General features: G+C 54.3%; 15 protein-coding genes. 1 reads left to right on the top strand and 14 read right to left on the bottom strand.

Translation table 11 applies throughout. The features are described from left to right. Window positions 1-43: 43 nt before the first annotated feature. The gene (gene guaB / locus SK35_RS06690) at window positions 44-1,510 is read right to left on the bottom strand and encodes an IMP dehydrogenase (RefSeq protein WP_003037756.1); all 1,467 of its coding nucleotides are present in this window, start codon (window positions 1,508-1,510) and stop codon (window positions 44-46) included. A 160-nt stretch (window positions 1,511-1,670) separates the two neighbouring features. On the opposite strand from guaB, the gene xseA reads away from it, so the two are divergent. Continuing rightward, entirely contained in the window at window positions 1,671-3,044 is a 1,374-nt protein-coding gene (gene xseA / locus SK35_RS06685) for an exodeoxyribonuclease VII large subunit (protein ID WP_048215788.1), read from the top strand. Here xseA and SK35_RS06680 read toward each other — a convergent pair. The 13 genes from SK35_RS06680 to SK35_RS06620 form a co-directional block, all read right to left on the bottom strand. Further along, window positions 3,041-3,256, bottom strand: a complete 216-nt coding sequence (locus SK35_RS06680) for a zinc ribbon domain-containing protein (protein ID WP_048215787.1) — start codon at window positions 3,254-3,256, stop codon at window positions 3,041-3,043. The genes xseA and SK35_RS06680 overlap by 4 nt on opposite strands. A gap of 52 nt (window positions 3,257-3,308) precedes the next feature. Beyond that, window positions 3,309-4,391, bottom strand: coding sequence for a Gfo/Idh/MocA family oxidoreductase (locus SK35_RS06675; protein WP_048215786.1), 1,083 nt, complete (start codon window positions 4,389-4,391; stop codon window positions 3,309-3,311). A 63-nt stretch (window positions 4,392-4,454) separates the two neighbouring features. Next, window positions 4,455-5,996 carry a peptide MFS transporter gene (locus SK35_RS06670; protein ID WP_003835166.1) on the bottom strand — a complete coding sequence of 514 codons (1,542 nt, stop codon included), beginning with the start codon at window positions 5,994-5,996 and terminating at the stop codon, window positions 4,455-4,457. A 300-nt stretch (window positions 5,997-6,296) separates the two neighbouring features. After that, window positions 6,297-7,769 (bottom strand): ribosome biogenesis GTPase Der, encoded by a 1,473-nt coding sequence (der, locus tag SK35_RS06665; RefSeq protein ID WP_003835168.1) that lies wholly within the window; start codon window positions 7,767-7,769, stop codon window positions 6,297-6,299. A gap of 118 nt (window positions 7,770-7,887) precedes the next feature. Continuing rightward, complete coding sequence (gene bamB / locus SK35_RS06660; RefSeq protein WP_008785453.1) at window positions 7,888-9,066, bottom strand: outer membrane protein assembly factor BamB; 1,179 nt, start codon at window positions 9,064-9,066, stop codon at window positions 7,888-7,890. A gap of 10 nt (window positions 9,067-9,076) precedes the next feature. Next, entirely contained in the window at window positions 9,077-9,697 is a 621-nt protein-coding gene (locus tag SK35_RS06655) for a YfgM family protein (RefSeq protein WP_003835172.1), read from the bottom strand. Between the two features lie 13 nt (window positions 9,698-9,710). Beyond that, window positions 9,711-10,985 carry a histidine--tRNA ligase gene (gene hisS, locus SK35_RS06650; RefSeq protein WP_003835173.1) on the bottom strand — a complete coding sequence of 425 codons (1,275 nt, stop codon included), beginning with the start codon at window positions 10,983-10,985 and terminating at the stop codon, window positions 9,711-9,713. Between the two features lie 110 nt (window positions 10,986-11,095). Then, window positions 11,096-12,214 carry a flavodoxin-dependent (E)-4-hydroxy-3-methylbut-2-enyl-diphosphate synthase gene (gene ispG, locus SK35_RS06645; RefSeq protein ID WP_003037720.1) on the bottom strand — a complete coding sequence of 373 codons (1,119 nt, stop codon included), beginning with the start codon at window positions 12,212-12,214 and terminating at the stop codon, window positions 11,096-11,098. Window positions 12,215-12,240: 26 nt separating this feature from the next. Next, window positions 12,241-13,233 carry a cytoskeleton protein RodZ gene (gene rodZ, locus SK35_RS06640; RefSeq protein WP_048215785.1) on the bottom strand — a complete coding sequence of 331 codons (993 nt, stop codon included), beginning with the start codon at window positions 13,231-13,233 and terminating at the stop codon, window positions 12,241-12,243. 283 nt (window positions 13,234-13,516) lie between these two features. Next, window positions 13,517-14,683, bottom strand: coding sequence for a bifunctional tRNA (adenosine(37)-C2)-methyltransferase TrmG/ribosomal RNA large subunit methyltransferase RlmN (locus SK35_RS06635; RefSeq protein WP_008785455.1), 1,167 nt, complete (start codon window positions 14,681-14,683; stop codon window positions 13,517-13,519). 290 nt (window positions 14,684-14,973) lie between these two features. After that, window positions 14,974-15,405 (bottom strand): nucleoside-diphosphate kinase, encoded by a 432-nt coding sequence (gene ndk, locus SK35_RS06630; RefSeq protein WP_003037710.1) that lies wholly within the window; start codon window positions 15,403-15,405, stop codon window positions 14,974-14,976. 148 nt (window positions 15,406-15,553) lie between these two features. Then, window positions 15,554-17,866, bottom strand: a complete 2,313-nt coding sequence (gene pbpC / locus SK35_RS06625) for a peptidoglycan glycosyltransferase PbpC (RefSeq protein WP_048215784.1) — start codon at window positions 17,864-17,866, stop codon at window positions 15,554-15,556. Continuing rightward, the gene (locus SK35_RS06620; RefSeq protein ID WP_048215783.1) at window positions 17,867-22,801 is read right to left on the bottom strand and encodes an alpha-2-macroglobulin family protein; all 4,935 of its coding nucleotides are present in this window, start codon (window positions 22,799-22,801) and stop codon (window positions 17,867-17,869) included. Window positions 22,802-22,956 lie beyond the last annotated feature (155 nt).

The raw sequence follows: 22,956 nt of genomic DNA, 5'->3' as shown, positions 1-22,956 counted from the left end.
GTGAAACAAATTCGCCCGGCATATAGCCGGGCGCGGAAACTTATCAGGAGCCCATGCGGTAGTTAGGGGACTCTTTGGTGATGGTCACATCGTGAACGTGACTTTCCTGAATACCCGCACCGCTGATGCGTACAAACTCTGCTTTCGTTCGCAGCGCGTCGATAGTACCACAGCCGGTCAGACCCATACAGGAGCGCAGGCCGCCCATCTGCTGGTGAATGATCTCTTTCAGGCGACCTTTATAGGCAACGCGACCTTCGATACCTTCCGGGACCAGTTTGTCAGCAGCGTTATCGCTCTGGAAGTAACGGTCAGAAGACCCTTTGGACATCGCGCCCAGAGAACCCATACCGCGGTAAGATTTGTAAGAACGGCCCTGGTACAGTTCGATTTCGCCCGGGGATTCTTCAGTACCCGCCAGCATGGAGCCAACCATCACTGCGGCAGCACCAGCAGCAATCGCTTTAGCGATGTCGCCGGAGAAACGAATACCGCCGTCGGCGATAACCGGAATACCGGTGCCTTCCAGCGCTTCAACGGCATCAGAAACGGCAGTGATCTGCGGAACACCGACGCCGGTCACGATACGGGTAGTACAGATGGAGCCTGGGCCGATACCCACTTTAACTGCGCTGCAGCCAGCTTCAGCAAGCGCGCGAGCACCTGCGCCTGTAGCAACGTTACCGCCGATGATCTGCAGGTCAGGATATTTAGCGCGAGTTTCACGGATACGCTGCAGAACGCCTTCAGAGTGGCCGTGAGAGGAGTCAATCAGCAGAACGTCTACGCCAGCGGCAACCAGCGCGTCTACACGCTCTTCGTTACCTGCGCCAGCACCTACCGCTGCACCAACGCGCAGACGACCATGCTCGTCTTTACAGGCGTTAGGTTTACGTTCTGCTTTCTGGAAATCTTTTACGGTGATCATGCCGAGCAGGTGGAAGCTGTCATCAACAACCAACGCTTTCTCAACGCGTTTTTCGTGCATTTTGGCAAAAACGACATCGCGCGCTTCGCCTTCACGAACGGTCACCAGACGCTCTTTTGGCGTCATATATACGCTAACCGGCTGGTTCAGGTCTGTCACAAAACGCACGTCACGGCCGGTGATGATGCCGACCAGTTCGTTATCTTCAGTCACTACCGGGTAGCCAGCAAAGCCGTTACGCTCGGTCAGTTCTTTCACTTCGCGCAGAGTAGTGGTTGGCAGTACGGTCTGTGGGTCAGTTACCACGCCAGATTCGTGTTTCTTCACGCGGCGAACTTCTTCAGCCTGGCGCTCGATGGACATGTTTTTGTGGATAAAACCGATGCCGCCTTCCTGGGCCAGGGCAATTGCCAGGCGCGCTTCCGTCACGGTGTCCATTGCTGCGGAGAGCATAGGAATGTTCAGGCGAATGGTTTTCGTCAACTGGGTGCTGAGGTCAGCAGTATTCGGCAGAACGGTAGAATGAGCGGGAACGAGGAGGACGTCGTCAAACGTCAGGGCTTCTTTTGCGATACGTAGCATGGGCAATATCTCACCTGGGAGGTTATTAAATATTGCCGCGGCATTATACAGAGCGTAACCGATTGCATCCACACTTTTTTGCAAAAAAACCTTGCGCTCCTCTGTGAGCATGTTACTTTCGACTGAATAACTTGCTGATTTAGAATTTGATCCCGCTCACATGTTATCCTCTCAGACCACCTCAATTTTTACCGTAAGCCGCCTAAATCAGACGGTTCGTTTGCTGCTTGAGCAGGAAATGGGACAAGTTTGGATCAGCGGTGAAATCTCGAATTTCACTCAGCCGTCCTCCGGTCACTGGTATTTCACGCTCAAAGATGACACCGCCCAGGTACGCTGCGCGATGTTTCGCAACAGCAATCGACGGGTAACGTTCCGCCCACAGCACGGTCAGCAGGTCCTGGTACGCGCCAACATTACGTTGTACGAACCGCGTGGCGACTACCAGATAATTGTTGAGAGCATGCAGCCAGCTGGTGAAGGCTTGTTGCAGCAAAAATATGAGCAACTCAAAGCCAAACTGCAGGCTGAAGGGCTATTCGATCAGCAGTTCAAAAAATCACTACCCTCTCCGGCTCACTGCGTTGGGGTCATTACCTCGAAAACCGGGGCTGCGCTGCACGATATTCTCCACGTGTTGAAGCGTCGTGACCCATCCCTGCCCGTTATTATCTACCCGACCGCGGTCCAGGGCGACGATGCGCCAGGACAGATCGTTCGCGCCATTGAGCTGGCGAACGCGCGGGGCGAGTGCGATGTGCTTATCGTCGGGCGCGGCGGCGGTTCTCTGGAAGATTTGTGGAGTTTTAACGACGAACGCGTTGCACGGGCAATCTTTGCCAGCCACATTCCTGTGGTTAGCGCCGTCGGCCACGAAACAGATGTCACTATTGCCGATTTTATTGCAGATTTACGGGCGCCTACGCCATCAGCAGCGGCGGAAATTGTCAGCCGCAATCAACTGGAACTGCTGCGTCAAATTCAGCATGGCCAGCAGCGTCTGGAGATGGCGATGGACTACTACATCGCCAACCGTACTCGTCGCTTTACCCAGCTTCATCACCGTTTGCAACAGCAACATCCGCAACTGCGTCTGGCCCGTCAGCAGACCGTGCTGGAGCGGCTGCGTCAGCGGATGAATTTCGCTCTTGAGAATAAGATTAAGCAGGCCAATCAGCGCCAACAGCGCGTAAGTCAACGCCTGAGCCAGCAAAACCCACAGCCGCGAATTTATCGGGCGCAAACCCGTATTCAGCAACTGGAGTACCGTCTGGCAGAGAATATCCGCGCGCGTTTAAGTGCACAGCGAGAACGCTTCGGTAATGTGGTGACGCATCTTGAAGCGGTGAGTCCTCTCTCGACGCTCGCTCGCGGCTATAGCGTCACTACCGCGACCGACGGCAAAGTACTGAAGCAGACCAAACAGGTAAAAACCGGTGATGTGCTCACTACCCGCCTGTCAGACGGCTGGGTAGAGAGCGAAGTGAAAGGCGTAACGACGGCAAAGAAAACGCGTAAGAAAAAGCCAGATTAAACCGGCACAAACTCCACACGTTTCTTCGAAATCAGACCATGACCATTCTGACAGAAGTAATCCACCGCGCCGCAGGCTTTTAACACCTGGAGTGGCTGATGACACTCCGGGCAGCGCGCTTCTAACGGAATATCTTTTCTACAGTTTTCACAGTGTGCCACACCGTTTTGTGGTTCCAGTTCTGCATGACAATCCGGGCAGGTCATCGACATGGTGACTCCTTTAAATGGCGTTCAATTCTGCGCTAATTTTACCATGATACGCTTAGTGTGAACCACGCAACTGTTGCTGTAGGATCAGTAATCGTTCTACCTCATCCAGCCTGCGCTGCGTCGTGCGGCTCACCTCCTGCGGGCTGCGTTCAAACAGACTTTGCGTCCCCAGAATATGTTCCGCCAGACAATGGGCATAAATCGTACCAGGCAGACACCAGCGTTGCACAACATCACCGTCAATCAATTCGAGCACATCGTCGGCACCCCGTCGGTCGTAGCTGATGATACGCCCATCACGCAGATAAAGGCGCAGACCTTTTTGTCCGCCAGCAGGCCCCGCGTATTTATTCAGCCAGATATCCAACGGTACACCGCTAATCAGTCCTTGCAGATGCGCCTCTCCTTCAGCCGTGGTCAGGTCACCCTGGATGATGTTACGTCCCCGACGGTCTTTAGCGCTCTTCACCTGCAGGGTCATGCTGTCATTACCACCCAGGTAACGCACTGTTTCACGCAGCATGGCCAGTACGTGTGTGCCAATGTCCAGAATCACACCGTCCGGGTGGCGAAGCTCACGCGTATCTGGCTCACCGGTGGCAAAGTTGAGCGCGATCGGCTCTCCTGTAGCGTTAAATCCGCTCGGCTCCTGCAAAAAACCGTCGATTTTAACAACGTCTGAAAAGTGAGAGACAAGTGCCTGTTGTGGGTTATCGCCCTGCCACTGCGCACCGAGTTTTCCCAATGCCAGCTGCATTGCGCCATTGCGCGCCATCCAGTGGTCGAGCGCCAGCAAACGGTCGGCAGCGTCGGGTTGCTCCAGCAGCGTTTTCAGTTTTTTAATTTGGGAAAGCGTGGCAACAATCGGTTTTTCAACCACGATTCGTGCGATGGGAGCGGCCAGCGCCTGTTCAAGCACATCGAGATGATGCAGAGAAGCGGTGGTGATAAACAGGGTATCAAGCGGTGTTGCAAGAAGTTCAGCGAGCGATGCACAGCGTGTCACACCAGCGGGCTGTTTTGCGGGTTGCACGTCAAATCCCACACAGCACAGGGAATCACCGTAAAGTTTACGCAATGCGGGCAAGTATGCCGTTTCAACGACTGCGCCAAGCCCAACAAACCCTAACAGCATGTTCTCACCTCGTAAATGAATTGGCCGGGACATCACGTCTGCCCCGGCACAATCGAGGTGTTATCAGGCGCTAGTAGCCGGTTTAGTTTGCGTATTCTCCAGCATGCGACGGATCGGCACAATGAGGACGATCAGTACCGCAGCGCAGATAAGCAACGCAATCGAGCAGCGAGCGAAGAGATCCGGCAGCATATCCAGTTGGTCGGCCTTAACATGACCACCAATCAGACCTGCGGCCAGGTTACCCAGCGCACTGGCGCAGAACCACAGGCCCATCATCTGCCCGCGCATTCTTTCCGGAGCCAGCAGCGTCATGGTCGCCAGACCGATCGGGCTCAGGCACAACTCACCAAGCGTCAGCATCAGGATACTGCCCACCAGCCAGAATGGGGAGACGCCTGCGCCACCGTTACTGAGAACGTTTTGCGCTGCCAGCATCATCAGACCAAAGCCTGCAGCGGCACAGAGAATACCGATAACGAACTTGGTGATGCTGCTCGGGCGAATATTCATGCTCGCCAGTTTCGGCCACGCCCAGCTGAATACCGGTGCCAGCAGAATGATAAACAGTGCGTTTATCGACTGGAACCAGACCGCCGGGATTTCAAAATCGCCGATCATACGGTTAGTGTAGTCATTAGCGAACAGGTTGAATGAGGTTGGCTTCTGCTCAAACGCAGACCAGAAGAACGCGGCGGAAACCAGCAGGATAAAGCAGACCAGCAGTCTGGCGCGCTCTTTGCGGTTCAGACCAGCAAAGACAAACAGGTAGATAAAATAGAGCGCGACGGAGGCGGCAATCACATACACCAGCATACTGGCAACCGCGACCGGATTTATCACAATCACGCCCTGCGCAATCAGCGTAACGATAACAGCTACGCCGACGGCCAGCGCCAGCAGCCACGCGCCCACGCCATTACGTTTCACTACCGGGCTGTTCCAGGTTGAGTCCAGACCCACTTCGCTGTCATAACGTTTCATCGATGGAACGGCAAACACGCGGAAGATGATCAATGCCACCAGCATCCCGATACCACCGATGCCAAAGCCCCAGTGCCAACCGTGGGATTTAATCAGCCAGCCGGAGATCAGCGGCGCTATAAACGATCCCATATTGATGCCCATATAGAACAGCGAGAAGCCGCCGTCGCGACGCGCATCGCCTTTTTTATACAGCGTGCCAACCATCACTGAGATACAGGTTTTAAACAGACCAGAACCGAGCACGATAAACATCAGGCCGATAAAGAACAGGTTGTTCCCCATAATGGCCGAGAGCGCGATCGACAAGTGACCGAGCGCAATCAAAATGGAACCGTACCACACCGCTTTCTGTTGGCCGAGCCAGTTATCCGCCAGCCAGCCACCAGGCAACGCGGCGAGATACATCGTACCGGCAAAGATACCCACAATCGCCGAGGCATTTTCACGCGCCAGCCCCATGCCGCCGTCATAAACGGTAGCAGCCATAAACAGGATCAGTAACGGGCGAATGCCGTAAAACGAGAAGCGCTCCCACATCTCTGTGAAGAACAGCGAGCCGAGCGGGTAAGGATGACCGAAGAAAGTTCGGCTTTCTTTTTGATTAACAGAGGATTGCATAATTCTCCCGAAAGTTATGTCGTCGTGCGTGTAAACACCGCGATGTACGCCAGCCAGTTACGTATCTGACCGATTTTTTACATGCGGCGAAAAGTTATTTAACCATTTGATAACCTAAGGCTAGTTTTGTCTAGTACCAGCCCCCGGACTTTAAGATGAAAACTCGACAAATGTCTACTTTCTTAGATTTAAACTTGGCAAAAAACGAATAGTGATTGACTTTACACAGGGGGAGATCAGCAATGGGCAGACGAAAAAAAACCCGCGACAAGCGCGGGTTTTTATCTGCATCAGCAACAGTTACTTGCTTTTTTTAATGTGCTTAATCAGACGCTTACGCTTACGCATCTGAGTCGGCGTTAATGTATTACGTTTGTTCGCAAACGGGTTCTCCCCTTCTTTGAACTGAATACGGATCGGCGTCCCCATCACGTCCAAAGACTTGCGGAAATAGTTCATCAGATAGCGCTTGTAGGAATCCGGCAGGTCTTTGACCTGGTTGCCGTGAATCACCACGATTGGCGGGTTATAACCACCAGCGTGGGCATATTTCAGCTTCACACGACGACCACGCACCAGCGGCGGCTGATGATCTTCTACTGCCATGGTCATGATGCGCGTCAGCATCGCGGTGCTCACGCGACGTGTAGAGCTATCGTATGCTTCACGGACCGATTCAAACAGGTTACCCACGCCGCTACCGTGCAGAGCTGAGATAAAGTGTACGCGCGCAAAATCAATAAAGCCCAGACGGAAGTCCAGCGTCTCTTTGACCTGCTCTTTTACTTCCTGCGTCAGGCCATCCCACTTGTTGACTACGATAACAAGTGAGCGCCCACTATTGAGGATAAAGCCCAGCAGCGACAGGTCCTGATCGGAAATCCCTTCACGCGCGTCAATCACCAGCATCACCACGTTGGCATCTTCAATTGCCTGCAGCGTTTTGATTACTGAGAATTTTTCTACCGCTTCGGTAATTTTGCCGCGCTTACGCACGCCCGCGGTATCGATGAGCACATATTCGCGTTCATCGCGCTGCATCGGAATATAAATACTGTCACGCGTGGTTCCCGGCATGTCGTAAACCACTACGCGGTCTTCGCCGAGAATACGGTTAGTAAGCGTGGACTTACCTACGTTCGGACGGCCGACGATTGCCAGTTTAATCGGCAAATCCTGCGGGTTGAAATCGTCCTCAGGCTCTTCTTCGCCGTTTTCTTTGGCTTCAAGCTGCGCCCAGTATTCTGCGTCTTCATCCACTTCTTCCTGAGGAGCAACGTCATCCATCCACGGTAGCAGAACATGCTCCAGCAGGCTGAGAACACCACGACCATGGGACGCCGCGATCGGATAAATTTCACCCAGACCCAATGAGTAGAAATCAACAACCGCCTGGTCAGGATCGAGTCCGTCAGTTTTGTTGGCGACCAGGAAAGTCGGTTTCTGGCGCGAACGCAGATGTTTAGCAATAGCTTCATCCGCAGGCATCAGGCCAGCACGCGCATCCACCATGAACAGCACAACGTCTGCTTCTTCGATAGCCAACAGCGACTGTTCCGCCATACGGGTTTCAACACCGTCTTCGGTGCCATCAATACCGCCGGTATCAATACAGATAAACTCACGGCCTTCAATTTCCGCACGACCGTACTTACGGTCACGAGTCAGACCCGGGAAATCCGCAACCAGCGCATCTCGGGTGCGAGTTAGACGGTTAAATAACGTGGATTTGCCAACGTTAGGGCGCCCGACAAGCGCGACCACAGGTACCATGTTTAAAGCCTCATTTAAAAAATCATCAGACAACGGGCACATTTTTTGCCCCGTTGTTAAAAACAGTAAAACGGCCCCTGCACCAGGAGCCGTTTTTCAAAGCGAGCGGCCGGGACGATTAACGCGTAATAGAGTACAGCGTACCGTCTTTCGCCTGGATCAGCAGTTTACCATCAGCAGAGACCGGCTCGGTCAGGAAACCTGAGCTGTCGACTTTCTGCTGGGCAACAAAACGACCATCGTCAACGTTAATCCAGTGCAGGTAGCCTTCGCTATCACCGACGACCAGATTGCCATTATACAATACCGGGGACGTCAGCAGACGGTGCAGCAGATCGCTTTGCGTCCACAGCGTCACGCCGCCATCGGTGGTCAGCGCCAGTACGCGGTCATTCTGGTCAACCAGGTAGATACGGTTACCGTCGACGATGAAATCATTCACCGAGCCCAGTTCGCGTTTCCACATAATTTGACCACTGCGCAGATCCAGCGCCGTCAGGTTACCATTATAAGCCAGCGCGTAAACAACGCCATTGACGATAACCGGCGTGGTATCAACGTCGCTCAGACGATCGATTTCCGTTGGGCCTGTCGCCTGAGAGATTCGCTGCTGCCAAATCATCTGGCCTTGCTGCATCAGCACGGCGCTCACGCGACCGTTATCACCGCCGACAATAGCTGCGCCAAAGGCGGTTGCCGGAGCGGATTCACCACGCAGAGACAGGGAAGGCATGTCGAGGTTAACGGTCCATTTGATGGCGCCATCAGCTTCGTTTAATGCCTGCAACTGGCCGTTGCTGGTGTGGATCAGTACTACGCCATCGCTCACAACAGGACGAGACAGCGCTTCACCGGCGACTTTCGTCTGCCATGCGGTGGTACCGTCGCTGGTATTCAACGCATAAACCTGTGCTTTTTCGCTGCCAATGTAAACATGTCCGCCGGACACGGTTACACCGCCAGAAAGCTGTGCAGATGCACGGGAGAACCAGCCGTCTTTCTCACCCAGATTCACAGACCAGACTTCTTTACCGTCGCCTGCGTTCAATGCTTTCACTACACCAGCGCGATCGGCTGCATAGACAACGTTATCCGCCAGCGCAGGATGAAGATTGGAATAGAAATCACCAATACCGTTGCCTACAGAGGTGCTCCATTCCGTAGACGGAGTAAACTGGTTTTCAACCACCGGTAATGGGGACATCTTAACGACATCTTCTTCGCCACTAAACAGTGAACAGCCGCTCAATAGGGTAACGGAAAGCAGCCCTGGCAGAAGTAATTTACGCAATTGCATAGGGTCCCTCTCAGATGGACAAATTATTGATTTTCATCTGCATCATTTCGCTCAGAGCAGGAGAGGCATCGCTTTTCACACCCGCTTCCCATGCGCTACGCGCACCTTGTTTGTCGCCTTTGCTCAGCAACGCTTCACCGCGCAGATCGGCAACAATGGCCGTCCACCCTTCACCTTTAATGGTGTCGAGTGTTTTCAGCGCGGTATCAGCCTGTTTAAGCTGAACCTGAACACGAGCCAGACGCAGGTTAATCACCGCTTTGAGATTTTCATCGCTGGTCGCAGCCAAGCCCTGTTGCAGCTGACTTGCGGCTTTCTCAAGTTCATTTTGGTCAACAAACTGCTGCGCAAGTTCCAGTGAAGCTAGCGCGCCGTAGGTATTTTTATTCTCTGCAGCAAATTTCTCAGCGGCAGGAATGCTGTCCGGTTTACCCGCGCTAACCGCAGTCACCGTATTTTGATATGCCAGAGAAGCAGAGCGTGCGGACTCCGTCTGATGGCTGGTCCAGTAACGCCAACCAACCAGCGCGCCAACCCCTAAAATGATCCCAACAGCCAGCGCCTTGCCGTTTTCAGCAAAGAAGCGTTTTACCGCATCAACCTGGTCGTGTTCGTTCTCGTAAATTTCCACGCTGTCCTTCTCCTTAGCCCAGTAAAGTGCGCAAATGCGCGGCAACGCTATCCTGCGCTACTGCCGTTTGCTCACCAGAGCGCAAATCCTTCACTACAACAGTACCGTCAGCCACTTCGGACTCGCCCAGTACCAGTGCAACGCGGGCGCCCCACTTATCGGCACGGGCAAACTGTTTCTTAAAGTTGCCGCCACCGTGGTTTGTCATCAGTTTCACACCAGGAACTTCATCGCGCAGACGTTCTGCAAGCGTCATTGCCGCCGACTGCGTGTCCGCCCCTGAAGCAACCAGGTATATATCGACAACAGGATCTGCGTTAAATTCCGGATTAACTGCCTGAACTAACAAAACAAGTCGTTCCAGCCCCATAGCAAAGCCCACGGCTGGCGTTGCACGACCGCCAAGTTGCTCTACCAGACCGTCGTAACGACCACCGGCACACACGGTGCCCTGAGAGCCCAGGCTGCTGGTGACCCACTCAAATACGGTGCGGTTGTAGTAATCAAGACCACGAACCAGACGCTGATTGACGGTGTAGGCAATGCCTGCGGATTCCAGCAGTTTGCACAAGCCCGCGAAGTGCTCGCGAGAGTCGTCATCAAGATAGTCGCCCAGTGCAGGTGCGTCGTTAAGCAGCGCCTGTACTTCCGGGTTTTTGGAGTCGAGAACGCGCAGCGGATTGGTGTACATACGACGCTTGCAGTCTTCGTCCAGTTTCTCTTTGTGCAGTTCCAGGTAGGCGACCAACGCATCACGGTAGTTAGCGCGGGCTTCAAGCGAACCGATTGAGTTCAGCTCAAGGCTAACATGCTGAGAAATACCCAGCGCGCGCCACCAACGAGCGGTCAGCATAATCAGCTCCGCATCGATGTCCGGGCCTTGCAGGCCAAATACTTCGACACCCAGCTGATGGAATTGACGATAGCGTCCTTTCTGCGGACGTTCGTGGCGGAACATCGGCCCGATATACCACAGACGCTGTTCCTGATTGTACAGGAGACCATGTTCGATGCCGGCGCGTACGCAGCCCGCAGTCCCTTCAGGACGCAACGTCAGGCTGTCGCCATTACGGTCCTCAAAGGTATACATCTCTTTTTCAACCACGTCGGTGACTTCACCGATCGCGCGTTTGAATAACGGGGTCTGCTCTACAATCGGCAAGCGGATTTCACTGTAACCGTAGCTACCGAGCACGTTTTTGAGAGTGCCTTCAATGCGCTGCCAGATGGCGGTTTCGCCAGGCAGATAATCGTTCATGCCGCGAATGGCTTGAATGTTTTTTGCCACGTTTATTCTCTTTATGAATATAAAAATGAACCCTCAGCGCTAACCCGAACAATGCGGGCGCCATGCGGGTTCAATCATACACGGGAAGCACGCCGCTTCCCATCACGTTGTTATTTTTCAAGCTGCTGCACGTCGATACGACGCGCTTCGTCCAGAATACTCGCTTTAGCGCGGATGCGGGCTTCAAGCTGCGTAATCATGTCGTCGTTATCGAGTCTGTCCTTACGCACGCCGTCTTCATACAGGCCACTTTTCTTGTTACCGCCCGTCACGCCCAGCGTAGAAACCAGCGCTTCACCAGGACCGTTTACCACGCAGCCGATGATCGAAACGTCCATTGGCGTAATGATATCTTCCAGGCGTTGCTCCAGCGCGTTAACCGTACCAATAACGTCAAACTCCTGACGCGAACAGGTTGGGCAAGCGATGAAGTTGATCCCGCGCGCGCGAATGCGCAGCGATTTCAGGATATCAAAACCCACTTTGATCTCTTCCACCGGATCGGCTGCCAGAGAAACACGCAGCGTATCGCCGATCCCTTCAGATAACAGCAGGCCAAGGCCGATCGCGGACTTCACCGAACCACTACGCAAACCACCGGCTTCGGTGATCCCCAGATGCAGCGGTTGATCGATCTGTTTCGCCAGCAGGCGATAGGATTCTACGGCGAGGAAAACGTCAGATGCTTTAACGCTGACTTTGAATTGATCGAAGTTCAGACGATCAAGGTGATCCACGTGGCGCATAGCGGATTCCAGCAGCGCCTGCGGCGTCGGTTCACCGTATTTTTCCTGCAGATCTTTTTCCAGCGATCCGGCGTTGACGCCGATACGGATTGGAATATTTTTATCACGAGCGCAATCCACCACCATGCGAATACGCTCTTCACTACCGATATTACCTGGGTTAATACGCAGGCAATCAACACCGTATTCCGCCACCTTCAGTGCGATACGATAGTCGAAGTGAATATCGGCAACCAGCGGGACGTTAACCTGCTGTTTGATAAGCTTGAACGCTTCTGCGGCATCCATTGTCGGTACGGAGACACGAACAATGTCTGCGCCTACGCGTTCCAGCGCTTTAATCTGATTAACCGTCGCTTCCACATCCGTGGTACGCGTGTTAGTCATAGACTGTACGGCGATGGGCGCACCATCGCCGATCGGCACGTTCCCAACGTAAATGCGTGTCGATTTTCTACGTTGAATTGGAGCCTGGTTATGCATTAAAAAATCTCCCGCATTGCCGTCTGTTACTGAGCCGGTGATTGTTCGGCATTAACGGTCAGACGTGCAACCTGGTTAGTTCTGATAAAACGACTCAGATCGACAGGTTTACCCTGGAACTGAATCTGCACTGCCGCCGGGGCGCCAATTTTCAGTTTGTACGGCGCTTGACCGGTCAGGTTTAGATTGCCGTCTTTACGCTGCATCCCGCTGAACAGTTTTTTACCGGTCGCATCGGTTACTTCCAGCCAGCAATCGGCGGTAAAGTTCATCACCAGCGCGTTAGGATCGGCTACAGGTGTAGTCACACCTGCCTGATCGGTCGGCAGAGGAGCCGCTGTAGCTGGCGCTGCGGTTGCGGTATCGACGTTAGCCTGAGAAGGGGCAACAACGGCGTTCTGTTGCGCATCAGCGGCGGGTGCCGGGGTCGCAGCAACGTCTGGCGTTGACGCTGCGTCCGCTACCGCACCATCGTCAGGAGCCGCCGGAGGGGTATCCTGCCCTGCTGCTGCGCTGGTATCTAACGGTACGTTCTGCGCACCCTCTTTACCGGCATTCAGCTCAGCAGAGGATTGATCGGCCATGGTGGTGATCTCTTCCTGCTGCGCTTTATGGTTCTGCCACCACCAGGCGCCTGTCAGTCCGACAACGACAAACAGCACAAGCCAGGTAAAGGTCATTAACCAGCCGTCACGTTTCTTACGACGCTTACCGAGCGAGAAGCTCTGCATCGGTGCGACCTTAGCTGGTCGAATCGGAGCCTGTTTTTCCAGCCCTGGCAACAGTTCTTCTTCAGGAATATGCACCAGACGCGCATAAGAACGGATATACCCGCGCAGGAATGTTGAAGCAAGATCGGCTGGCGCCTTATCCTCTTCAATATCGCGTACCGTGGAGACCTTCAGGCAAAGTCGCTCCGCGACTGCCTGCTGGCTGAATCCGAGTTGTTCACGGGCATTGCGCAGACGAACGCCGGTGGATAGTGTTTCATTTTTGTCGTGCGTGGCTTCAGTATTCATTCGCTACAGCTGCGTAAATTTGGGTTCTGATGCCGGCGAGCCACAATGCTCACCCACACCGCGAAACATCTGGTCAGTTAACCTTCGTCAGACAGTATAAAACGGTCAGACTATCAATGACAAAACGGCGTAAACCTGAGGGCTAAACACTTGTTACGCCGTTACATACTGCCTTAAAGTCGACAAAAACGCACCGTTATTATTGACCTGACGACGACAACAAAAAACCTCATATGGCTTACGTTGCACTACGGTACAGGAATTATACCGTAGTGCGCCAACATCAAACGGTCTTAATCTCGATAGCGTCGCCCTGCATACGCTTACGCAGAGTACGCTTGGTACGGTCGATAACATCGCCCGCCAGCTGACCGCAGGCTGCATCGATGTCATCACCACGTGTTTTACGCACGATGGTAGTGAAACCATAGCTCATCAACACTTTGGAGAAACGATCGATACGGCTGTTAGAACTACGGCCATACGGCGCGCCCGGGAACGGGTTCCACGGGATCAGGTTGATCTTACACGGCGTATCTTTCAGCAGTTCTGCCAGCTGATGCGCGTGTTCAGTGCCATCATTGATGTGATCTAACATCACATACTCAATGGTTACACGACCCTGGTTAGCGTTGGACTTCTCCAGATAACGACGAACCGCGCCAAGGAATGTTTCGATATTGTACTTTTTGTTGATAGGTACAATTTCGTCACGAATTTCATCGTTCGGCGCATGCAGAGAAATCGCCAGCGCGACGTCAATCATATCACCCAACTTATCCAGCGCAGGGACAACGCCTGAGGTGGATAGCGTGACGCGACGCTTGGACAGCCCAAAACCGAAGTCATCAAGCATGATTTCCATCGCCGGAACTACGTTGGTCAGGTTGAGCAGCGGCTCACCCATCCCCATCATCACCACGTTGGTAATAGGACGCACGCCCGTAGCCTTTACCGCACCGACGATCTTCGCCGCGCGCCAGACCTGACCAATGATCTCCGATACCCGCAGGTTACGGTTAAAGCCCTGTTGCGCCGTAGAGCAGAATTTACACTCTAATGCGCACCCGACCTGTGAAGAAACACACAGGGTCGCACGATCGTCTTCCGGGATATACACCGTTTCAACGCGCTGATCGCCAACCGCGATAGCCCATTTGATCGTACCGTCAGAAGAACGCTGCTCTTCCACCACTTCCGGGGCGCGAATTTCAGCCACTTCTTTCAGCTTGTTACGCAGCACCTTGTTGATGTCAGTCATGTCATCAAAGTTGTCGCTGCAATAGTGGTACATCCACTTCATGACCTGATCGGCACGAAACGGTTTTTCGCCCATCTCTTTGAAGAATTCGCGCATTTGCTGACGGTTCAGATCCAGCAGGTTAATTTTTCCATTTTTATTTGGAACCGCAGGAATGACGACTTCAGAGGTGTTAACTAATTCAGACATAATTTTTTCCGGCCTCGTTGTTACACGTTGTGGCCCGTGGAGGGTTAAAAAGAAACGCCCCGGCAAGCGATCTGCTCTTCCGGGGCGTTGCATTGTACAAAGTCTGGCGCAGGGATGCCACGTTTGCACGAAGCATTAGCGAAAATAATATGTAAATCGCTAATTCATCTCCAAAGGATTTCGCGTCGCAGGAAGGCGGCAAGTTCGAGCATCCCCGGGAGCATAGAAAACTATGTGATCGGGGTAAACGAACGCTGCCAACGCATCTGCGACGTGAAAGACGCAGGAGATTAGCGAGTGCGCGGGCAAACCTCACCCTCACCAAAGAAATAGGCGATTTCGCGCGCCGCTGACTCAACGGAGTCGGAACCGTGAGTACCGTTCTCGGTGAAGCTGTCAGCATAGTCTGCACGCAGAGTACCGGCCAGCGCATTCGCCGGGTTGGTTGCGCCCAGCAGATCGCGATGACGCTGTACGGCATTTTCGCTTTCCAGAACAGAAACAACGATCGGACCGGAGGTCATAAATTCAACCAGACCGTCAAAGAACGGTTTGCCATCGTGCTCAGCATAGAAGCCACGTGCCTGCTCAACGGTCAGGTGCAGCATTTTAGTGCCGACAATTTTGAACCCTGCTGCTTCAAAGCGCGCAAAGATGCTCCCAATAACGTTTTTTGCCACCGCGTTTGGTTTGATGATGGAAAAAGTACGTTCAATAGCCATGATAACCTCTGTAAAGTGTTCTGTTGTTGTCTATATAGATGTACGACCTGGCGCGGATTATAAAGAGCATCCCGGCAATTGACTATTGATGAAGGTAACATTTCTTTAAAATAAGATGAATTTTAGCAACAAACAGTCACCAACTGATCTACTGCATCGAAAATCTCACCGTCGCTACCTGACCAGCGTCATCCATCACCAGCAGTTGATAATCCCCTTTGGTCGCCAGCCGTAGCGTAAGACGACGTCCACGTTCTTCCAGCCTTTCACCGTTAAGAAACCACCAGCGTTCACCGCTCCCACCACTGGTTTGCACCGGCAATGAGGCTTGAGCAGAACCGGGTAAACGCTTCACAATCGCGCCATCACGAATGCCTGTCAACTGCAATGGCTGCAAAGCGTCTTGCCCCAGCGGCGGACACGTGGCAGAAACTGGCGGTAATCTCGCCCCACGGCGTTCTGATTCCGGTAGCCATGGCTCCAGCGGCAACGGCCAGACGATTAACGTTTGCTCGTGCGCCTGCGGGCAATCCGCCGCCACACGTTTGCCTTCATCATCCAGCCAGACAGGAAAACGAATGCCATTAACCCCTTCCTGCTCGGGCAATAATAACGTTGGTGGCTGACTGCCATCCAGTAACCAGGTTGCCAGACGGCGACGGCAGTTGCTGTCTCCGGGGGCAAGGGATTGCCCACCCGGCCAGCACACCACGCCGCGACGCACGGAATCAGGACGTGGATCTTCCGGCTGATTGGTCCCGCGAGAGAGCAAAAGATTGTTGACCTGAGTGAGCAGCGGCACGGCGCTGGCAAATCCAAACTGGCCCACCACCGGCGTTCCGTCTGGTCTGCCAGTCCAGATACCGATCACATAACGGGCGTTAACGCCAATCGCCCAGGCATCGCGATAGCCATAGCTGGTGCCCGTTTTCCACGCCAGCGGAACCACTCTGCTCAGCGCGTTATCCGGCAATGGTTGCGCTTCATCGGCCATAATGCGGCGAATAATCCACGCCGCACCCGCCGACATCAACGGACGTTCAAGCAGTGGGTCGCCCGGCTGCAGACGCAGTTTTCCCGCTTTTCCCTGGCGGGCAAAGGCGCTGTACGCTGCGGCCATATCTTCCAGCCTTGCCCCCGCACCACCTAAAATCAGCGACAGATTCGGCGCGGCCCCTGCGGGCAGATACAGCGGTAAGCCGACATTACGTAACGATGCGGCAAAGCGCTTCGGACCATAGGCTTCAAGTACCTGCACGGCGGGTAAATTCAACGACCTTACCAGCGCTTCGCTCATGCTCACCGGGCCATGAAAACCGCTGTCAAAATTCCCTGGTCGATAGTCCCCGGTTCGCCGCGGCACATCCTGCAACAACGAAGCAGGATGAATGAGTCCGTCATCCAGCGCCAGACCGTAAACAAACGGCTTCAGCACCGAGCCTGGCGAACGGATCGCATTCACCATATCCACATGACCAAAGCGGGAGTCGTCATTCATATCTACCGACCCCACCCAACCACGCACGCTCATATCGGTGTGATCGACCACAATCATTGCCAGCGAACTGCGTGCAGGTAAGCGCCCCTTCCAGTTCTGCGCCAGCTCTTCCAGTTGACGCTGCAATCCGGCATCAAGGGTAGTCACGATTTTATCGCTCCGGCTTTTTCCCAGCATCATGCGTGAGAATAACGGCGCTAACTGCGGCATTTGCCGGGGCGCCAGCCAGACCGGTTCTTCACGTGACTCCTGTACCTGTCTGGCAGGCCAAATACCCTGGCTCGCCATACGCTCGAGCACTTTATTACGCGCTGCTTGGGCACGGTCCGGCCAGCGATCTGGACGCAGGCGACTTGGTGCCTGTGGTAAAACAGCCAGCAGCGCGGCATCGGAGTAACTCAAATGCGCGGGTGATTTACCAAGATAGGCCCAGCTTGCCGCCCCGACGCCCTGCAGCGTACCGCCAAACGGCGCACGGTTGAGATACAGTGTCAGGATATCGCGTTTGGAGAGATGCCATTCCAGCTGCAATGCGCGCCAGAGCTGGCGAAACTTGCCGCCGAAGGTTCGCGGATGGGGATCGAGTAATCGTGCGACCTGCATGGTGAGCGTACTGCCGCCCGAAACCACACGCCCAGAGGAGAGGTCCTGCCATGCTGCGCGCAGTACTGAAAACGGATTGACGCCGGGATGCTTCCAGAACCAGCGGTCTTCATAGTTAATTAACGCCTCAAGGTAGCGGGGCGACACCTCATCAATCGTTACCGGATACCGCCAGATACCTTCGGCATCGGCAAAGCGCCAGAGTGGCGTACCATCATGTGCCACCACGACCCGTGCCGGATCGACTTCGCGCAAGGGCAGCGGCCAGATTTTATCTGCCGCCCAAACTGCCGACACAATCAATAGCGCAACGGCTGCCAGCCAGAGCCAGCAGCCGCGTTTACCCAACCGGCGCATCATTTACGGTCTGACAATCAAAAGTCCCTCTGTCGCACCGGTCGCGCGCCACTGCGGAACATACATTGATTCCACCTGTGGGACGGGAACCTGGTAGGTCCCCGGCGTTACCGCTCGCGCCAGATACACCAGCGTAACCGGTTGTCCTTCATTGACCGCCACCGCAGCGACAAAGCGATCGTCACGGAACTCAACGTGCTGGATATCTGCCTGCTGCATCTGATTAAGCAGATTCGCCACTTCGCTACCGCTATCCTGCAGGCTGGCGCTGCCGTTGGCCAGATTCTGGTTTTCCAGTTCCAGTCCTGCTGGCAGTAAATCGACCACCAGCGCATCCGGCACGTTCTGGCTGGCTTTCACCTCCAGCCAGACCAGTACCAGCTCGCCGCTACGCAGAGAATCCAGCGATTTGCTGTTTCCGTCGAGCCCCAGAATTTGACGCTCAATATGCAGAACGTTGCTGGCAGGCGTCGGTGAGGTTTGCGGATAACCGCTCACATCCAGACGCAGCCACAGCGGTTGATTACCGGTATTGGTGACGCTCAGCGTAGACAGCGCATCGGCATCCAGATTACGCGTCTGTGATTTCTCCCCGGCTAACGGTTGCTCCGAGAGTGACGTTTGCGCCTGCCATGTGCCTGCCAAGTCCTGTAACGTACGCGCGGCAAGGAACAACGCATTATTTTCCTGAGTCGAGAGCCAGCGCTGCCCAAAGGCCTGTTCTGACAACGTGTTCAGCAGCGTATTCTGCACGTCAGGTTTGAGCTTGTTCTCTTCGAGCAAGGCCAGCATCAACGCGTTATCCCGTAACGCACTGCCGTAATCCGCCATCCACTGTTGTGTATCGCGGCGCGGCGTATTCAGCGCCAGCGTCAACGCCTGTTCACTGCGGTTGGCATCGCCCATATTTTTCAGCGCGATTCCCAGTTGTAACAGCGGTAAACCAGAGGCCGCTTGCGCACGGCGCTCCCAGATCTCACGCAGTGCGCCAAGCGGGGCTTTTTGCTGACGCGCCAGAACCAACGCGGCGTAGGCTTGTACGGCAAACCGGCTTGCTGAAGAGTCGTCGGTATAGCGAATCGACAACATTCCGGGATCCTGCAAATAGCGCAGCAGCCGCTCGTTGCCACGGTTAATGACCTCTACCGGGACGCTGTAGCCCTGTTCATTTGCCCGAACGAGGAAATCCATGACATACGCGGTCAGCCAGTACTCTTCCGACCCGTTTTTATCCCACAACGCGAAACCGCCGTTATCACGCTGCATCTGCACTAAACGAGAAATCCCAATATCGACTGCAGCACGGCGTTTTTCATCGCTATCACCCACAATACCTAACGCCTTCAATTGCGCAGCGTTGGTGTATAAGGATGGGAACAACCCGCTCGCCGTTTGCTCCAGGCAGCCGTAAGGGTAAGCCTTCAGTTCGCGGATATAACGCGCCAGATTTAGCGGCGGCTTACCGCTGAACAGCAGTTGCCCCTGCATCGTTGCAGGGGAGAAGTTGGTCAGTTCTTCGCCCGGAAGCTGCCAGGTTGCGCCCGGCTGAAGTGCGACACCGTTATTAACGGTTTGCGCCGGGAACGCCGGACGCACGCCAATCTTCCACTGTTTATGCTGAACTGGCAGCGTTTCACCCGGTAAAGTCAGACCGCTAATTTCTGCCTGAATTTCGCCATCGCCAAACCCCTCCCGCGCACGCACCGGAATAAACAACGTAGTCCGTACGCCTGGTGCCAGATTCAATGGAGCAGGATCTTGCCCCATCAGCTCCAGTAAACCGCTGGCCGCGAGCTTAATATTCAGTGTTTGCGGTTTGTCAGTCAGGTTAGTCACGTCCAGCGTCAGTCGCGAGGTATCGCCTCCCGCCAGAAAACGCGGCATATTCAGTTCAGCAATTACCGGCGCGGCAACAATCACCTTGCTTTCACTGCTGCCAAAGTCATCCGCCGTCCAGGCCTGTGCCATTACCCGTAGCTCGCCGTTGAAATCACCAATCGGTAGCGTCACCGTACCTTCGCCCTGCTCGTTGAGCGTGACCGGCAGCGCCTGTTGCGCCACGATATTGACGTGATTAACCGGTGGCTTACCGCCGCGCTTTAATTCATCGCCATCACCACCAAAGCGCAGTGCCGCCAGCCGCCCTTGCCCTTCGATCACCTGGCCGTAAATATCATAAATATCCGTGCCATAGCGTTTTTGTCCGAAAAATGCCTGCCACGGATCTGGCGTGGCGTAATCGGTAATGTTCAACACCCCGCTATCAACGGCAGAGACCAGCACGTTAACCTGTTTTGGTACGTCGCCATTTTTGACGCTGGCTTTAATCTTGACGGTCAACGACTGGTTTGGACGTATTTTCGCCGGGTTTTCCAGCGCCAGCGCCAGACGACGGTTTTCATCACCTAACGGCAAATGCAGTAAACCAACCGCCCGTTTTGGCGTTGCCGAACGGGACTTGTCGCCAGGACGAACCACCAGCGCACTGAGATACAAATCGTGGCGATTCCAGGTTTTATCGATCGGGATGGAGATATCGAGACCATCCGCCGGTACGTCTATTTCTTGCCACCACAGCGGGCCTTCGCTGGATTCCACCATCGCATAACCTTTGCCAGCAGCGGGAGCGGCAACGTGCAGCTTCATGGTATCGCCAGGACGATAGCTGGGTTTGTCCAGTTTCAGAGTCACGCGATCGGGACGCACGGCCCCACTGCCGTCGCTGTTATCCTGCCAGCTATAACCTGCCCAGAAGCGTACGCTGCTCACCGCATCATTCGGGGCTTTCACTTCCAGACGATAGGCACCCCACTCAACCGGGAAGCTGACTTTACCGGTTTCATCGGCCTTAAGATCCAGAGTCTGCTCACCTTCAACCAGATCCTTTTGATCGAACTGTGATTGCCAGCCCTCGCCTTCAGACCAGTTCCAGTAATAATCCCGGCGCTCGCGGATCAAACGCACCTGCAAACCGGACACCGCTTTTTTCTCGCCCTGCGCATCGGCATAAACAATGTCGAAAGCGGCGTTGCTGTTTTCATCAACGATAGGCTGATTCACAGTGGTATCAGTGCGGTAGTCATAGACGGCTTTTGCCGCAAACTGCGGACGAATACCCGGCAGCGTGTCCGCAGGCCAGATGGCTTGTTCAGCCCGACGCGTCACCGGGCGGCCACCTGACTCCAGCAGGCTGGCTTGCAGGATCACCTGTAACGGGGAATGCGTCTCCTGCCATTGGCTGTTGGTGGTCACTTCGCCGCGACCGTGTTCATCCAGCGTAAGCTGAACTTCATCGAGGCTGCGGGACAGGTTTTCTTCGGCAATATTACCAAACTGGAACCCCGGCAATGCCTGCACCGCTTCGCGCAGCGGGCGCAGGAAAAGCTGCCCTTGCAGAGCATTGCCGTTAGCGGGCGCGCCGTACAGGTAGTAGCCCACTACCGAGAACTTCACTTCATCAGCCGGAGCCACCGGAATCTTATTAGCGGAGAGATTGAGCGCCATCCGCTCAGGCATAAAATCTTCGACGTGGAAATCCCACATCCGTGACTGGTTGTCGCCCGTATTAGCACGAATATGCCACATACCGGTTGGCGCGTTGGTGTCCAGCGGCCAGCTAAAGCGATACAGACCGTTCTCCGGCTGGCTAACCACCGAACGTAACACTTGCCCATCGGGCTTCACGACCTCCAGCTTCACCGGCTGGTCGGGCAACGTGTTGCCGTCGCTGTCACGCAGTAATCCGTTGAGGATCACCGTTTCGCCAGGACGATAGAGGTCACGGGGACCAAACATAAAGAATTGTTTGCTGTATCCCGGTGCACCGGCAATATCAAATTCAGCCAGATCCAACGCCGGGAGTTTCAAATCCAGCAGCGTGGTTTGCCCGTCTTTGCGGGCCAGCAATAAAGCCGCGTCTTTATCAGTCTCCAGTTTGACATGACCCTGCGCGTCGCTGGTAGCCTGCGCCAGCGTCTGTCCTTTTTCGTTGAGTAACGTGACCTCAATACCCTGCTGCGCAGCGCCGTTTTCCAGACTCTGCGTAAAGACATCCAGTTGATTATGGTAACGGTGTGCAGACACACCAATATCGCTGAGCGTGAACAGCGTAGCGGCATTACTGTAGTTGTATTGTCCAGCCTGATTCATCACCGCGATGTAAACACCTGCTTGCTGCAACGGCTTGATATCGCTCAGCGGCAGCAGCAGCTTCTCACGGGTGTTACGCGCAGGATTGAGATCAAAGCGTCCGGTATACACCAGTTCCGCCATTTTCAGTAGATTGTCAGATTCCCAGTTCGTCAACGAATTGCGGTATTCCCACTGGCTGACAAATGCGCCGAGCGATTCAGGCTTCACGCGAAAGAAGTTCACATCCACACTGTTAACGTTGAGGGCCATTACCGGCAGGCCTTCAATTACTTTTCCCGGCAACAGCGAGCCGCGACTGGCAAACCCAACGCTTGGCTGTACATCGCGGGTGGTAATGTTTTTTTCATAATCAATAGCGAACGTCGCTTTATTCAGCGCCAGCAAATCACGCTCAATGGTCACCACCAGTTCCCGGTTAGGTTCCAGATGGCGTAAGCGCAGCTCTTTCAGATTTGGCGCCAGCTCCCAGGCACCATCCACTTTGCCGCTTTTTTTATCAACAACGTGCACGACGCGGGAAAAATCTTGTTCTGGATCGAGGGGAATGGAGAAGGTCAAAACGAGCGTTGCCGCACCGTCGAGCTGGACCTCTGAGGCATCCAGCAACGTCAGCGACTTGCCCTGGCTCTGTTGCACCAGCTTTTGTAATTGGGCCTTGTCTTTTACTGGCGCAGTCTGGGGAGCTGGCGAGTCAGGTTTCGCAGCCGTCGGTGATTTTTCGTTATTATTATCGCACCCGACCAGTGCCAGCATCAGCATGCAGGCCGCTACGCGTAAATGTTTCATTTTTCATCCCTGGCCGTAGTGGCCCGTTAGCTACGTAGAACAACTATTATGCGTCAGATTTCCGGCTGTGGAAGTCAGTAACTGAACAACGTTGTCTTAATTTAAGTGATTAATGTGGATTCACCTGACAAATCAGCCTGTTTTACTTGTCGCTT

The sequence above is a fragment of the Citrobacter sp. MGH105 genome (assembly GCF_001037485.2).
Classification (GTDB): domain Bacteria; phylum Pseudomonadota; class Gammaproteobacteria; order Enterobacterales; family Enterobacteriaceae; genus Citrobacter; species Citrobacter portucalensis.
The sequence above is the reverse complement of the archived record's forward strand: the minus strand, read 5'-3'. Positions and strand labels throughout refer to the sequence as shown.